10 protein-coding genes and 1 pseudogene are annotated in these 15,619 nt (G+C 67.7%); 7 read left to right on the forward strand and 4 right to left on the reverse strand.

The window, feature by feature from the left end; genetic code table 11:
- The first annotated feature begins 41 nt into the window (after window positions 1-41).
- Window positions 42-1,979 (forward strand): annotated as a pseudogene (locus tag F1C58_RS13050) (propionyl-CoA synthetase).
- Here the strand turns inward: F1C58_RS13050 and F1C58_RS13055 are convergent.
- Window positions 1,969-2,445, reverse strand: a complete 477-nt coding sequence (locus tag F1C58_RS13055; protein ID WP_185201506.1) for an Lrp/AsnC family transcriptional regulator — start codon at window positions 2,443-2,445, stop codon at window positions 1,969-1,971. The pseudogene F1C58_RS13050 and the gene F1C58_RS13055 overlap by 11 nt on opposite strands.
- Window positions 2,446-2,612: 167 nt before the next feature.
- On the opposite strand from F1C58_RS13055, the gene pdhA reads away from it, so the two are divergent.
- From pdhA to hrpA, 6 genes are all read left to right on the forward strand, one after another.
- A complete protein-coding gene (pdhA, locus tag F1C58_RS13060; RefSeq protein ID WP_185201507.1) occupies window positions 2,613-3,728 on the forward strand; it encodes a pyruvate dehydrogenase (acetyl-transferring) E1 component subunit alpha in 1,116 nt (371 codons plus the stop codon).
- A complete protein-coding gene (locus F1C58_RS13065) occupies window positions 3,725-4,705 on the forward strand; it encodes an alpha-ketoacid dehydrogenase subunit beta (RefSeq protein WP_185204217.1) in 981 nt (326 codons plus the stop codon). Before pdhA ends, F1C58_RS13065 begins: the two co-directional genes overlap by 4 nt.
- Entirely contained in the window at window positions 4,705-6,000 is a 1,296-nt protein-coding gene (locus F1C58_RS13070) for a dihydrolipoamide acetyltransferase family protein (protein ID WP_185201508.1), read from the forward strand. The genes F1C58_RS13065 and F1C58_RS13070 overlap by 1 nt, the downstream gene beginning before the upstream one ends.
- Before the next feature lie 7 nt (window positions 6,001-6,007).
- The gene (locus F1C58_RS13075) at window positions 6,008-6,751 is read left to right on the forward strand and encodes a 3-hydroxyacyl-CoA dehydrogenase (protein WP_185201509.1); all 744 of its coding nucleotides are present in this window, start codon (window positions 6,008-6,010) and stop codon (window positions 6,749-6,751) included.
- Window positions 6,748-7,944 carry an acyl-CoA dehydrogenase family protein gene (locus F1C58_RS13080; protein WP_185201510.1) on the forward strand — a complete coding sequence of 399 codons (1,197 nt, stop codon included), beginning with the start codon at window positions 6,748-6,750 and terminating at the stop codon, window positions 7,942-7,944. Before F1C58_RS13075 ends, F1C58_RS13080 begins: the two co-directional genes overlap by 4 nt.
- A gap of 97 nt (window positions 7,945-8,041) precedes the next feature.
- The gene (hrpA, locus tag F1C58_RS13085; protein ID WP_185201511.1) at window positions 8,042-11,851 is read left to right on the forward strand and encodes an ATP-dependent RNA helicase HrpA; all 3,810 of its coding nucleotides are present in this window, start codon (window positions 8,042-8,044) and stop codon (window positions 11,849-11,851) included.
- Between the two features lie 4 nt (window positions 11,852-11,855).
- On the opposite strand, the gene F1C58_RS13090 is transcribed toward hrpA, so the two are convergent.
- The 3 genes from F1C58_RS13090 to F1C58_RS13100 are packed head-to-tail and all read right to left on the reverse strand — an operon-like array spanning window position 11,856 to window position 15,559.
- Window positions 11,856-12,947 carry an ABC transporter ATP-binding protein gene (locus tag F1C58_RS13090; RefSeq protein WP_219731976.1) on the reverse strand — a complete coding sequence of 364 codons (1,092 nt, stop codon included), beginning with the start codon at window positions 12,945-12,947 and terminating at the stop codon, window positions 11,856-11,858.
- Window positions 12,944-14,488 (reverse strand): ABC transporter permease, encoded by a 1,545-nt coding sequence (locus tag F1C58_RS13095; protein WP_370543660.1) that lies wholly within the window; start codon window positions 14,486-14,488, stop codon window positions 12,944-12,946. Before F1C58_RS13095 ends, F1C58_RS13090 begins: the two co-directional genes overlap by 4 nt.
- Window positions 14,489-14,512: 24 nt before the next feature.
- Window positions 14,513-15,559 carry an iron ABC transporter substrate-binding protein gene (locus F1C58_RS13100; protein ID WP_185201512.1) on the reverse strand — a complete coding sequence of 349 codons (1,047 nt, stop codon included), beginning with the start codon at window positions 15,557-15,559 and terminating at the stop codon, window positions 14,513-14,515.
- Window positions 15,560-15,619 lie beyond the last annotated feature (60 nt).

Below are 15,619 nucleotides of genomic sequence, written 5' to 3' on the forward strand. Positions count from 1 at the left end.
TTCATCCACATTCTGTATACAGAACCGGTAGGGCAACTTCGATGGAGAGGTATTCCGTGAGTGCACCACACGAGCAAACTGTGAACTCCGGCGGTTACCGGCAGGCCTTCGACCAGAGCGTCGACGACCGCGAGGGCTTCTGGCTCGACGCGGCGAAGCTGGTGGACTGGACGGTCGCGCCCACCACCGCCCTCGACAGCAGCACTGCGCCGCTCTACCGGTGGTTCGCGGGCGCGGAACTCAACACCTGTTTCAACGCACTCGACCGCCACGTGCTCGCGGGGCGCGGGGAGAACATCGCCCTGATCTACGACTCCCCCGTGGTCGGCAAGAAGAAGAGCTACACCTACGCGACCCTGCTCGACAAGGTGTCGAGGTTCGCGGGCGTGCTCGCCGATGCCGGGGTGGCCAAAGGCGACCGGGTGATCATCTACATGCCGATGATGCCGCAGGCCCTCGTCGCCATGTTGGCTTGCGCTCGACTCGGGGCGGTGCATTCCGTGGTGTTCGGCGGCTTCGCGGCCAAAGAGCTCGCCGCCCGCATCGATGACGCCGAACCGATCGTGATCGTGACGGCAACCGGTGGAATCGAGCCGAATCGCGTGGTCGAGTACCTTCCCACCATTGCGGCCGCGCTGGAGCTGAGCACCCACACCGTCGGAACCGTGATCGTGAAGGACCGCCCATAGGTGCCAGGGTGGGCCTCCGATCACGCCACTGAGGGCACGGCCTGGTGGGACTGGGACGAGCACTCGATGACGGCGACGCCGCGCGCTGCCGTTGCGGTGGCCGCGACCGATCCGCTCTACATCCTCTACACCTCCGGCACGACGGGTACCCCCAAGGGCGTCGTGCGCGACAACGGCGGGCACGCAGTGGCCATGGCCTGGTCGATGAAGAACATCTACGACATCGGGCCGGGGGATGTGATGTGGACGGCGAGCGACGTCGGCTGGGTCGTCGGCCACTCCTATATCGTCTACGGTCCCCTCATCGCCGGGGCGACGACGGTGCTCTACGAGGGAAAGCCGGTGGGAACCCCGGATGCCGGCGCGTTCTGGCGCGTGGTCTCGGACTATCGCGTGAAGACCCTCTTCACCGCCCCCACCGCGCTGCGCGCCATCCGAAAGGCCGATCCGCACGCCGAACTCTCCCGCCAGTACGACCTCGGGAGCCTCGACGCCCTCTTCCTCGCCGGCGAGCGCCTCGATCCCGACACCTGGACCTGGGCGACCGCGCTGCTCGAGAAACCGGTGATCGACCACTGGTGGCAGACCGAGACGGGTTGGGCGATCTGCGCGAGTCCGCGCGGCCTCGAGGAGCTTCCGTTGCGTGCCGGATCGCCATCCTTCCCCGTGCCCGGGTACAACGTGAGCATCGTGGATGAGCACGGCCAACCGGTGCCGCACCTCGACGAGGGGAACATCGTCATCACCCTGCCGCTGCCCCCCGGCACCCTCGCGACGCTGTGGAACGGCGACGAGCGCTATGTGCACCAATACCTCTCGGTGTTCCCCGGCCACTACCTCACTGGTGACTCCGGCTACTTCGACCGCGAGGGCTACCTCTATGTGATGGGTCGCACCGACGACATCATCAATGTGGCGGGCCACCGACTCTCGACGGGCTCGATGGAACAGGTGCTCGCGCAGCATCCGGCCGTCGCCGAATGCGCGGTGATCGGGGTGCACGACGAGATCAAGGGCCAGAAACCGATGGGCTACGTGGTGCTGAAGAGTGGTGCGGAGATCACCGACGATGCCCTGGCCGCCGACCTGGTCTCGATGGTGCGGGAGCAGATCGGAGCCGTCGCTGCATTCCGCGACGTTGTGGTGGTCTCCGGACTTCCGAAGACCCGGTCGGGCAAGATCCTGCGCAAGACCATGCGTCAGATCGTGAACGGGGAGGACTACGTCGTGCCTCCGACGATCGAAGACACGCAATCGATCGCGGTCATCACCGCGACGGTCAGTCGCTGAGACCGGCGCGCTGCCGCAACAGCGGTGTAGTGCGGTAGGACACCATCTCCCGCATCGACAGCGAGACCTCGGTGCGCTCGATTCCCGGTGACGCCAGGATGACCCCGGCGATGCGGTAGAGATCGTCGGTGTCCTGAGCAACAACACGGATCAGGATGTCGGCGTCCCCGGCGATGCCGTGCACCTCCACCACCTCGGGGATGTCGGTGAGCGCGGACTCGATCTCCTGCAGGCGGTGCTGGTCGACCCGGGCCGCGACGAAGGCGGTGAGCGGATAGCCCAGGGCCCGGTGCTGCACGCGCTGATCCATGCTGCCGAGCAGTTGCCCGGCCTCGAGCCGGGCGAGCCGGGACTGCACGGTGTTGCGGGAGAGACCGAGGCGCTGGGCGAGCTCGACGCCCGAGAGCCGCGCATCGTCGCTGAGGGCGAGGAGGATGCGGGCGTCGGTGCCGTCGAGGTCTTGCATGTATCGCAGTCTGGCACGGTTGGACGCACGATGGTTGTGCATTCTGCTCAACACTCGAGAGATGGGTTGTGCAGTATCGCTGCAGGGCGCACTATTCAGGGACAACTGGCCACAAGCCGGGCAGGCGCAGAAGCCCGCATCCATACACGTCAACGAGGACGGTAGCCATGAGCATCGCATCGATCGAGACCACCGAGCACTCCGAAGCGGTGGCACTCCTGCCGACCGCGGGCGGTGACCTCATCTCCCATCCCGTCTTCTCGAGTCAGGTCAGCGACATCGGTGACGCCGAACTGGTGGAGTTGTACACCGATCTCGTTGTCGTGCGCCGCATCGACGCCGAGGCCACCGCACTGCAGCGCCAGGGCGAGCTCGGCCTCTGGGCGCCGATGCTCGGCCAGGAGGCCGCGCAGGTCGGATCCGCCCACGCCCTGCGCTCGAAGGACTTCGTCTTCGCCAGCTACCGTGAGCACGCCGTCGCCTATCTCCGCGGAGTGGATCCCACCATGATCCTGCGCTTCTGGCGCGGATCGACCCACTCGGGCTGGAACCCCTACGAGGTCAACATGACCACCCCGGCGATCGTCGTCGGTTCGCAGATGCTTCAGGCGGTCGGCTACGGGATGGGCATCCGCCGCGACCGCTCCGACGACATCGCGATCACCTATTTCGGAGATGGCGCGACCAGCCAGGGCGACTTCTCGGAGGCCCTCGGGTTCGCCGCGAGCTTCAACGCCCCGGTCGTCTTCTTCTGCCAGAACAACCAGTACGCCATCTCGGCCCCGGTCGGCGTGCAGACCACGGTGCCGATCGTGCGGCGTGCGGCCGGTTTCGGAATCGAGGGCGTGCAGGTCGACGGCAACGACGTGCTGGCGGTACTCGCCGTCACCCGCTACGCCGCCGAGCGTGCGCGCAACGGCGACGGACCCACCCTCATCGAAGCGGTGACCTACCGCATGGGGCCGCACACCACATCCGACGACCCGACCCGCTATCGCGATGCCGACGAGCTCGCCCGGTGGAAGGAGCGCGACCCGATCGATCGGCTGCGGCGAACCCTCGAGCATCGTGGGCTCGCTACCCCGGAGATGCTCGCCGCGGCGGAAGCGAAGGCCGCCGAGTTCGCGGCCTCCGTGCGCGCCGGATGCCTCGGAACCGTCGAACCGGCACCGGAATCCATCTTCGAGAACGTCTACTCCGAACCGCACTCGCTGCTCGAGGAGGAGCGGGTCGAGTTCCTCGCCTATCACGGCATCCCCGACACGAAGGCGGCCGAGAAGTGACGACCCTCTCCCTCGCCAAGGCGATCAACGCGGGGCTGCGGCGCTCGCTCGACTCGGACGACCGCGTGATGCTGATGGGCGAAGACGTCGGGGCGCTCGGCGGCGTCTTTCGGGTGACCGACCAGCTCCAGGCCGAATTCGGCCGGGAGCGGGTATTCGATACCCCGCTCGCGGAATCCGGCATCATCGGCACCGCCATCGGACTCGCGATGCGGGGCTATCGGCCCGTCTGCGAGATCCAGTTCGACGGCTTCATCTACCCGGCTTTCGACCAGATCGTGTCTCAGCTTGCGAAGATCCACAAGCGCACCGACGGGGCCGTCACCGTGCCGCTGACCATCCGGGTGCCCTACGGCGGGGGGATCGGGGCGGTCGAGCACCACTCCGAGTCGCCCGAGGCCTACTTCGCACACACCGCCGGCCTCCGCGTCGTCTCGTGCTCGTCGGCGGATGACGCCTACGGCATGATCCAGCAGGCCATCGCCTCCGACGACCCTGTGCTGTTCTTCGAACCTAAGCGCCGCTACTGGGACAAGCAGGACGTCGACCTCGAGGGCACCCCGACTCTCGGGCTCTTCGACGCCCGGGTGCTCGCAGAGGGGACGGATCTCACGGTCGTCGCCTACGGACCGATGGTGGCCACCGCCCTCGCCGCCGCCCGCGAGGCGGCCACCGAGGGCACCTCGGTGGAGGTCATCGACCTGCGTTCGCTCTCCCCCATCGACTTCGTCACCGTCGAGCGCTCGGTCGCGAAGACCGGTCGGCTCGTCGTGGTTCACGAGGCTCCCGCGTTCCTCGGGCTCGGGGCCGAGATCGCCGCCCACATCTCCGAGCGCTGCTTCTGGATGCTCGAATCCCCCGTGATCCGGGTGGGCGGGTATTCCACCCCTTACCCGCCGTCCAAGGTGGAGCAGTACTACCTGCCGGACATCGACCGGGTTCTCGACGCCATCGACCGAAGCCTGGCGGTGCAGTGATGGCCACCGACTTCCTGCTCCCCGACCTCGGGGAAGGCCTCACCGATGCGGAGATCGTGCGCTGGCTCGTGAAGGCCGGTGACGAGGTGGCGCTCAACCAGATCATCTGCGAGGTGGAGACCGCCAAGGCCCTGGTCGAGCTGCCCTCACCGATTGTCGGTGTCGTCTCCTCCCTGCGCGTCTCCGAGGGCGAGACGGTGATGGTGGGGGCGCCGATCATCAGCTTCGGCGCCGATGATCTCGCGCGGGAGGAGCCGGACGAAGACGGCCGGTCGAACATGCTCGTCGGCTACGGCCCGAGCGAGACCGACCAGAGGTCGGGCCATCGCCGTCGCCGGGGTGCCCCGGCTGTGGCTGCTGACTCCGCCGCCGCTCCCGCGACTCTCGCCCCTCCCGCCCCTGCTGCGCCGTCGCGCGTGCTCGCCAAGCCGCCGGTGCGGGATCTCGCCCGGCGTCTCGGGCTCGACCTCACGACCGTCATCGGCACGGGATCGAATGGTGCGGTCATCCGCTCGGATGTCGAGGCCGCCAGTGGCGCTCCGGCGACCGGCGGCACCGGCTCCGTCGGCACCGCCTCCGCGGCTGGTGACCGGCCGGAGGAGATCCGCGTACCCATCAGCGGCGTGCGCAAACGCACGGCGGCGGCCATGGTCTCGAGCGCGTTCACCGCGCCCCATGTGACGGAGTTCCTCACCGTGGATGTCACTCCCACCGTCGAGCTGGTGGAGCACCTGCGAGCGCACCCGGCATTCGAGGGAGCGCGGGTCACCCCGCTGCTGCTCGTCGCGAAGGCGCTGGCGACGGTGACTCTGCGGCACCCGGAACTCAACTCCCGCTGGGACGAGGCGAGCCAGGAGATCGTGACCCCCCGGGCGGTCAATCTCGGCATCGCGGTGGCCACACCCCGCGGCCTCATGGTGCCGAACGTCCCAGATGTCAACTCACTGACACTCCGCGAGCTCGCCGATGCGCTCTCCGGTCTGGCGACTCGCGCGCGCGGCGGCAAGACCGGCGTCTCCGAACTATCCGGCGGCACGATCAGCATCACCAACATCGGCAGTTTCGGCATCGACAGCGGCACCCCGATCATCAACCCGGGAGAGGCGGCCATCCTCTGCACCGGGGCGATTCGGCGCCAGCCGTGGGAGTTCCGCGGGGAGATCGCCCTGCGGTCGGTGATGACCCTGAGCGTCTCCTTCGATCACCGTCTCGTGGACGGCGCCGAAGGTTCGGCCTTCCTCGCAGACATCGGCCGTATCCTGGCCGATCCGCTCGAACTCATCGCCCTCGGATAGGAGCAGCATGAACATCACCGACACCGTGGCCATCGTCACGGGAGGGGCCTCGGGCCTCGGGCTCGCGACCGCCCGCGAGCTCGCCTCGGCCGGCGCCCGCGTGGTGATCCTCGATCTGACCGCCCCTGCCGAGGCGCTCGAGAGCACCACCTTCGTCGCCGCCGATGTGACGAGCGAAACGGAGGTCGCGGCCGCGGTGACGACGGCGACAGGGCTCGGCACCCTTCGCCTCCTGGTCAACTGCGCCGGCATAGCGCCCGCGAACCGTGTCGTCGGGCGGGAGGGCCCCCTCCCCCTCGACGTGTTCGAGCGCGCCATCCGGATCAATCTGATCGGGACCTTCAACGTGCTGCGCCTCGCCGCCGCCACCATGCAGCGGAACGAACCGATCGACGGCGAGCGCGGGGTGATCATCAACACGGCCTCGGTGGCGGCGTTCGACGGGCAGATCGGCCAGGCCGCATACTCGGCCTCCAAGGGTGCGGTCGCCGCGATGACCCTGCCGATCGCGCGCGAATTCGCCGGGCACCTCATCCGCGTCATGACCATCGCACCCGGGGTGTTCGAGACCCCGATGATGGCGGCCATGAGCGAAGAGACGAAGCTATCGCTCGGCAGCCAGGTGCCACATCCCGCCCGTCTCGGACGGCCGGACGAATATGCCGCACTCGTGAGGCACATCGTGGAGAACCCCTACCTGAACGGCGAGACGATCCGCCTCGACGGTGCGATCCGGATGACGCCGCGATGAGCATGCCGACCGTCACCGCCGAGACGGACGCCCACCGGCCCCGACCCTCCGACGACTTCCTCGACTACCGCGGCCTGCTCACGCCGGTGGAGCAACTCCGCCTCGTCGACGCCACCGCGATCTTCGATCGCGAGGTGCGTCCGGTCATCGGATCCCACTGGGATGCCTCGACGTTCCCCGTCGAGCTGCTGCCGACCCTCGCCGGTCTCGACCTCATCGGCATCCCCGACGCGGGAGGCAGCCATCTGCTGCGGGGGTTCCTCCATCTCGAACTGTCGCGGGTCGACATGTCGATCTCCACCTTCCTCGGAGTGCACTCCGAACTCGTCAGCGCGGCGATCGCCCGGCTCGGCTCCGACGAGCAGCGCGAACGGCTGCTTCCCGGCCTTCATGACCTGTCGCGCATCGGCGCCTTCGCGCTGACCGAGCCCGATCACGGGTCGGACATCTCGCGCTCGATGAGCACGACGGCCACCCGGCACGGCGACATCTGGAGCATCACCGGCGCGAAACGCTGGATCGGCAACGGCACGATGGCCGACCACATCATCCTCTGGGCGCGCGATACGGCCGACGGCGAGATCAAGGCCTTCATCGTCGACCGCGGCACCCCCGGCCTGCGCACGGAGAAGATCGAGAACAAGATCTCCCTGCGCATCGTGCAGAATGCCGACATCCTGCTCGATGACGTGCGCGTGGACGAGTCGTGCCGGCTGCCCGGTGCGAGTTCTTTCCGCGACGCGAGTGCACTGCTCACCGACTCTCGGGTCTGGGTGGCCTGGCAGACCGTCGGGCTGCAGTTCGCCGCCTACGACCACGCGCTGGCCTACGCACTCGAGCGCCGGCAGTTCGGTAAGCCGATTGCGTCGTTCCAGTTGGTGCAGGAGAAACTCGTGCGAATCCTCGAGAACGCCACGGCGTCGCTCGGCACGATGGTGCGCATCGCCCAGCTCCAACAGCAGGGCACCCTGCGCTCCGAGCACGCGGCGATGGCCAAGGCCTCCGGCAGCGCCCGCATGCGCGAATCGGTGGCGATGGCGCGCGGCATTCTCGGGGGCAACGGCATCTCGACCGACTTCGGCATGGCGCGCGTCTTCGCGGATGCCGAAGCGGTCTACAGCTACGAGGGGAGCTACGAGATCAACACCCTGTTGGTCGGGCGGGCGATCACGGGGATCTCCGCCTTCGAATAGTCCTGCCCTCGACGAGCGCGAGGCTGGCTCGAGCGCCTCTCGCACCTCGCCCGCCGGGAGGAGACGGTGAAGGCGCAGTCGGTAGAATTGGACACCCATGACCGACGTGACCACAGAAAACGCGACCCCCGCGTACGCGATCTCCTACCCCGAAGATCTGCCGGTCAGCCAGCGCCGAGATGACATCGCCGCCGCCATCCGCGACCACCAGGTCGTGATCATCGCCGGCGAGACCGGCTCGGGCAAGACCACCCAGCTGCCCAAGATCCTGCTCGAACTCGGCAAGACGAGCATCGGCCACACCCAGCCGAGACGCATCGCCGCGCGCACCATCGCGGAGCGCATCTCCGATGAACTCGGCACCCCTCTCGGTGGGCTCGTCGGCTACCAGGTGAGATTCACCGACACGGTGGGCCCCGACACGCGCATCAAGCTGATGACCGATGGCATCCTGCTCAACGAGATCCACCGCGACCGACTCCTGCGCAAGTACGACGCGATCATCATCGACGAGGCCCACGAGCGCAGCCTCACCATCGACTTCCTGCTCGGCTATCTCAAACAGTTGATGCCGCAGCGGCCCGACCTCAGCATCATCGTGACGTCCGCCACCATCGACCCCGAGAGCTTCTCCCGCCACTTCGCGGATGCCGCGGGCATCGGCGCCCCGATCGTCGAGGTGAGCGGGCGGACCTTCCCCGTGGAAGTGCGGTACCGCCCCCTCGTGGCCGAGGCGTCGCTGGAAGAGGAGGAGGACGAATCGGAGGCGGAGGCCGACCTCGATCCGATGGAGGGCATCAACGCGGCCCTCGACGAGCTCGCGAGGGAGTCCAACGGTGATGTGCTGGTCTTCCTCAGCGGAGAGAACGAGATCCGGGATGCCGAGGAGGCGATCGGAGGTCGCAACCTGCCGTTCACCGAGGTCCTCCCTCTGTACGGCCGGCTCAGCTCGGCGGAGCAGCACCGGGTGTTCGAGACCGGCCGCTCCCCTGGCATCCGTCGTCGCATCGTGCTGGCCACCAACGTGGCGGAGACCAGCCTCACCGTGCCGGGCATCAAGTACGTGATCGATGCGGGCACCGCCCGAATCTCGCGGTACAGCGTGCGGTCGAAGGTTCAGCGGCTACCCATCGAGGCGATCAGCCAGGCGAGCGCGAACCAGCGCTCTGGCCGAAGCGGTCGCACGAGCGACGGGATCGCCATCCGCCTGTATTCGGAGCAGGACTTCATGCGCCGACCGGAATATACCGAACCGGAGATCCTGCGCACGAACCTCGCCGCCGTGATCCTGCAGATGATCTCGCTCGGGCTCGGTGACATCGCCAGATTCCCCTTCCTTCAGCCACCCGACTCGCGCGGCATCAAGGACGGTCTGGATCTTCTGCGGGAGCTCGGTGCCGTCAAGGCCGGAAGCGGAGACGATCCCCGAATAACGCGCATCGGCAAGCAGCTCACGCAACTGCCGATCGATCCGCGACTCGCCCGCATGGTGGTGGAGTCCAATCAGCACGGGGTTACCCGTGAGGTGATGGCTATCGTCGCCGGGCTGAGCATCCAGGACCCCCGGGAACGACCGCTGGAGAAGCGAGCGCAGGCCGATCAGGCCCATGCTCGTTTCGTGGATCCGACCAGCGACTTCCTCACGCTGCTCAATCTCTGGAACCACCTTCGAGATCGGGAGAAGGAGCTCAGCGGCAACCAATTCCGGCGGCTCTGCCGCAGCGAATACCTCAACTACCTTCGGGTGCGCGAGTGGAAGGATGTCTTCCGCCAGCTCGAGCGGATGGCGAAGCCGCTCGGTCTCGTGGTGGGCGGTGCTTCCACCAACCCCAACGGCATCCACCGCTCGCTCCTTGCGGGCCTGCTGAGCCAGCTGGGCATCCGGGATGTCGCGAAGAAGGACTACATCGGCGCGAGGCAGGTGCGGTTCAGCGTGTTCCCGGGGTCTGCCCTGGCGAAGAAGCAGCCTGCAGAGCTGATGAGCGCCGAGCTGGTGGAGACGAGCCGACTGTTCGCCCGCACGAATGCGGCCATCGACCTCTCGTGGGCGGAGCCCATCGCGGGCGATCTCGTGAAGCGCAGCTACAGCGAGCCGCACTGGGAGAGGAAACAGGGATCCGCGGTGGCGTGGGAGAGGGTCACCCTCTACGGTGTGCCGATCGTGGCCCGTCGGCGTGCTCAGTTCGCCAAGGTGGATCCGGCCTACGCACGCGAGCTGTTCATCCGCCATGCCCTCGTCGACGGCGATTGGGACCTCGATCGGGTCGACAAGCGGGTGAGCGCCTTCGATCGGGCCAACCGCGCCCTGCGCACCGAGCTCGCCGAGCTCGAGGAACGCACGCGTCGACGGGATCTGCTCTTCGACGACGAGGCGGTGTTCGACTTCTACCAGCGCCGCATCCCGACCGAGATCACCAGCCAGCGACTGTTCGAGACGTGGTGGCGAACAGCGCGCCGCGAGACCCCAGACCTGCTCACGATGACGGCCGAGAACCTCATCGACGAGGATGAGGCCGCTCCCGTTGCCGAGCTCGTGGAGACCTCCTACCCGAAGACGTGGAGCCAGGGCGACCAGCAGCTGTCGCTCGGCTACCGGTTCGAGCCGGGGAGCGACGACGACGGGGTCACCGTGCAGGTGCCGATCGCCCTGCTGGCGCGGCTCGACCCGGAGGGTTTCGACTGGCAGGTGCCGGGTTTTCGAGAGGAGCTCGTCACGGCGCTGCTCAAGTCGTTGCCGAAGGCGATCCGCCGCAATGTCGTGCCGGCCAACGACTGGGCACGCCGGCTACTCGCCGACCTCCCCGAGGTGAGCGATGGACGCTCCCTGCGGGCGGCCATCGCCGCCACGATCACCCGGCTCACCTATGTGCCGGTCGCCGTCACCGACTTCGACGAGTCCCGCATCCCCTCCCACCTGCGCATGAGCTTCGCGGTCATCGACGAGCGCTCGCGCACTGTCGCAACGGGCACCGACCTCCGTGCCCTCCAGGAGCAGCTCAAGACGACGGTGCGGGAGAGTGTGGCGCGGGCATCCGTCACCCCCCGAAGCAACCTCGAACGCGCGGGGCTCACCGGCTGGGACTTCGACGAGCTTCCTCGCACCCTCGACACCAAGCAGGGGGGCAACACGATCCGTGCCTATCCGGCACTCGTCGATGAGGGCGCGAGCGTGGCCATCCGCCTCATGACGACCCCGCTGGACCAGTCGAGAGAGCAACGACGCGGGGTGCGGCGCATGCTGCTTCTCGCCATCCCCTCCCCGGTGTCGTACGTGCAGGATCACCTCACCCAGACCGAGAAGCTCACGCTCGCCCAGAGCCCGTACCGGACGACGGCCGAGCTGTTCGCGGATTGCATGGCGGTGTGCATCGACGCCGTGATCGCCGGACGCGAGATCTGGACCCGCGGGGAATTCGAGGCGGCACGGGACGAGATCTCCGCCACGATCATGGAGGCGCTGTTCCAGACCGTCTCGCTGCTCACAAAGGTGATCGCCGGCGCCCGCGATGCTGAGAAGGCCATCAAGGCGGCCTCGAACATCGCCATGCTCAGTCCGCTCGCGGATGCCCGTGAGCAGCTGTCAGCCCTGGTCTATCCCGGTTTCGCCTCGCAGACCGGCCTCTCGCAACTGCGTCGACTGCCGGTGTACCTCGCGGCGATCGTGCATCGCATCGGCAAGCTCGGGGATAATCTCGGCCGCGATCGGGTCTGGATGACAGAGGTGCAGACCGCGACGGCGCGCTACGAACTCGCCGGAGGTCGTCTGCCGCTCGCACCGGACTCTGCAGCGTCGCTGGTGCGCGCCCGCTGGTTGCTCGAGGAGTTGCGACTCAGCCTCTTCGCCCAGCACCTCGGCACCTCGGAGCCGGTCTCGCTCCAGCGCATCGTGCGGGCGCTCTCGGACTGAGGTCTCAGCTGCGTGCGTACACGACGGCGTCGCCGAGCGCACGGAGCACGACCCGGTCGCCGCGGCGATGGGCGGATGCTCCGGTCACCGGGATCTCGACCGACTGCGCACCGGCCAGCTCCAGGGTCAGCAGCTGGGATGCGCCCTGGAACTCGACAGCGACGACACGGGCGATACAGCCCGCGGCATCCGCTCCCGGAAGCAGCGGGTCGACGACGAGCTGCTCTGGTCGGAAGAGAGCAGTGCAGGCCCCGACGAGCGCGCTCGACTGAGCGACGAGTCCGAGCACGCAATGCACCCGTCCGCCCGAGGCTTCCGCGTCGAAGACCACGGCATCCCCGAGGAAGCGCGCGGTGGCGAGATCTGCCGGGGTCGAGTAGAGCGCCACGGGTGTGCCCACCTGGGCGAGGCGTCCGTCGCGCAGCACGGCGACCTGGTCGCCGAAGGTCAGCGCCTCCTCGCGATCGTGGGTCACCAACACCGTCGTGACCCCGGCCGCGCTGAGCGCTGCAGCGACCAATTCGCGGGTCGCCGCCCGCAGTCCGGTGTCCAATGCGGAGAACGGCTCGTCGAGAAGCATGATGCCCGGCTTTCGCGCCATCGCGCGAGCGAGGGCGACCCGCTGCTGCTGCCCTCCCGAGAGCTCATCCGGGCGACGCGAGGCGAGGGAGGGGTCGAGGGAGACCAGATCGAGCAGCTCCGCCACGATCGCCCTGCGATCCCCACGCTCGTGTCGGTCGAGCCCGAAGGACACGTTCTGGCCGACCGTGAGGTGGGGGAACAGCGCGCCGTCCTGAGCGACGTGACCGATACCGCGGCGATGAGCGGGAACCGCGACGTCGGGCCCGGCAACGATGTCGGGCCCGATCCGGATGCTGCCGGCATCCGGGAAGTCGAAGCCGCTCAGCAGCCGGAGCAGGGTGGTCTTTCCCGACCCGGAGGAGCCCACGATCACGGTCTTCGACCCCGCAGGCACATCGAGATCGATGGACTCGAGCACCGGGGTCGCGCCATAGCGCTTGCCGATTCCCCGTATCTGAATGGCACTGTTCTGAATGGCACTGTTCCCAATCGAGGGCGAGGATGAACCGCTCACAGGCTGTTCACCGCCGTTCGGTCTGATCGGGATCTCGCGAAGAGCAGGTAGGTGACCGGCAACGAGAGCAGGATCATGAGACTGGCATACGGCGCCGCCCCCACATAATCGATGTCGTTGACACGCGACCAGAACTGGATAGCGAGGGTGCGCGTGCCGTTCGGCGCCAGCAGCAGGGTGGAGGTCAGCTCCGTGACGATCCCGAGGAAGACCAGCGCCGATCCGGCGAGAGCAGAGGGCATGACGAACCGCAGCGTGACGGTGAAGAAGGCGAGCAGCGGCGGGCGACCGAGCGAACGCGCGGCCTCCTCGAGCCCGGGCGGCACCTGGGCCAGTCCGGAGCGGAGGTTCACAATGGCCCGCGGCAAAAACATCAGGAGGTAGACCACGACCACCAGCGCGGCGGTCTGGTAGAGGGCGGGCACCAGGCGGATGGCGACGGTCACGAAGGCGAGAGCCGTCACGAGCCCGGGGAGCGAGCTGGTGACGTAGTTGATCGATTCCAGGATGCGCGCGACGCGACTGGGGAAACGTACCGCGAGGAGCGCGATCGGAAAGGCGAGCAGGCAGGTGACCACCGCGCCGATGAGCCCGTAGCCGATCGTCTGGCCCAGAGCCGTGAGGAGGTATCGATCGGTCCAGGCGGCGAGCCCCCCGGAGACCAGCCACCGTCCGACACTCGCGAAGGGCACGGCGACGGAGAGAGCGACGAGAAGCCCCAGGAAGAGGTAGGCGACCGGTGCCCACGCGCCGAGAGCAGATCGCTCGGCGGGGCGAGCCGATCCCGAGCCGATGCGGGCGTAGCGAGCTCCTCCGCGCGCTCCGGACTCCCCCACCAGGAGCACGAGGCAGCACAGCACGAGCACGCCGGCGAGGGCGTTCGCTGCCGGTCCGTTGAAGGTGGAACGGAATTGGTCGACGATGGCCGTGGTGAACGTGTCGAAGCGGATCAGGGCGAAGGCCCCGTATTCCGACAGCAGATGGAGCCCGATGATGAGCGATCCGCCCAGGATGGGCAGCCGCAGTTGTGGAAGAACCACGCGGAAGAAGACCCCGACCGGCGCGACGCCGAGAGAACGGGCGGATTCCTCGACGGCGGGGTCGAGGCGCCGAAGGGCTGCGACCGTCGGGAGGTAGACGAGCGGGAAGTAGGAGAGGCCGGCCACGAGCACTCCGGACCACAGCCCGTTGAGCGAGGGAACGGCGCTCACCCAGCCGTAACTGTTGACGAAGGCGGGGATGGCGAGGGGAACAACGAGCAGGACGGCGAAGACCCGGGAGCCGGCGAGTCTGGTGCGCTCCACCAGCCACGCGGCGGCCACACCCGCGAGAGCACACAGCGGCACGGTGATGACGACGAGTCCCGCGGTGTTGGCGAGGAGTTCGCCCACCCGCGCCCGGAAGATGAGCGCGGACAGCGTTGGCCCCCCGGTGAAGATGGCCGTGACCGCGACATAGCCGAGCGGCACGAGGCCCAACAGCGAAACCCCGGCGGCCATCGCGCTGATGGCACCGGGGGTGCGCTGTCGGAGTCGAGTCACCGGCCGAGTCTATTCAGCGCAGCTTCAGAGAAGCCCGGCCGCGGTCATGAGGTCGGTGACCTTGCGACTGTCGAGCTTCGAAGGATCGAGCACCGGGGCATCCAGGTCGACCAGCGGCACGAGCGCCTTGTTGGCGGCGACGTCACTGGCGACCGGGTACTCGAATGAGCTTCCGGTCTGCAGGATGGTCTGGCCGGTCTTTCCGGTGATGAACTTCAGTAAGGCTTGGGCCGCCACCGGGTTCTTCGCCGTCTTCAGCACTCCCCCGCCGGAGGTGCTCACGAAAGCACCGGGGTCCGAGTTCTTGAAGTAGTAGAGCTTGGTGTTGTCGCTGTTCTCGCCGGTGCCGGACTGGTCGCCGAACCAGTAGTAGTGATAGATCACTCCGGCCGGGATCTCTCCCGCGTTGACCGCCTTCATCACCGCGCTGTTGCCCTTGTACGCCGTGGCGTTCTCTTTCATCGATGCGAGCCAGGCGGCTGTGGCCTTCTCCCCCTTCAACGCGAGGAGTGCACTCACGATGGCCTGGAAGTCCGCGCCCGATGGCGAGGCGGCCCACCGCCCCTTCCACTTCGCGTCCGCGAGGTCGAGCAGCGATGCGGGCAGCTGGCTCTCGGAGAGCAACGACGGGTTGTAGACGAAGACCGTGCTGCGCGCGGCGATCCCGGTCCAGTGACCCGAGGAAGGACGGTACGCCTCGGGTACCTGGGCGAGAGTAGCGGCGTCCACCGCGGCGAAGAGCTTCGCATTGTCGACGAGGCTCATCGCCGGGGAGTTCTCGGTGAGGAAGACGTCGGCCGGCGAGGCGTTGCCCTCTTGCACCAGCTGGTTGCCGAGCTCGGAGTCGTCACCGTTGCGCAGCGTGACGGTGACGCCGGTCTGCTTCGTGAATTCGTCGGCCCAGGCCTGCGTGAGCTCTTCGTGCTGCGCGTTGTAGACCGTGATCGCCCCGCTGGGCTTCGCGCCGGGTGTGAAACTGGTGGACGGCGTTGCCGTCGAGCACCCGGCGAGAGTGATCGCGGCCACGAGGGCGAGCGCAGCGACGCCGACCCATTTCGGGGTGGTGATCATGGGGAGGCTCCTCAGGTAAAGACAGGTTCTGTCCGCAGAACCTTTAGGTAAGCCTACCCT

This window comes from Glaciihabitans sp. INWT7, assembly GCF_014217685.1.
Taxonomy (GTDB): Bacteria; Actinomycetota; Actinomycetes; order Actinomycetales; family Microbacteriaceae; genus Lacisediminihabitans.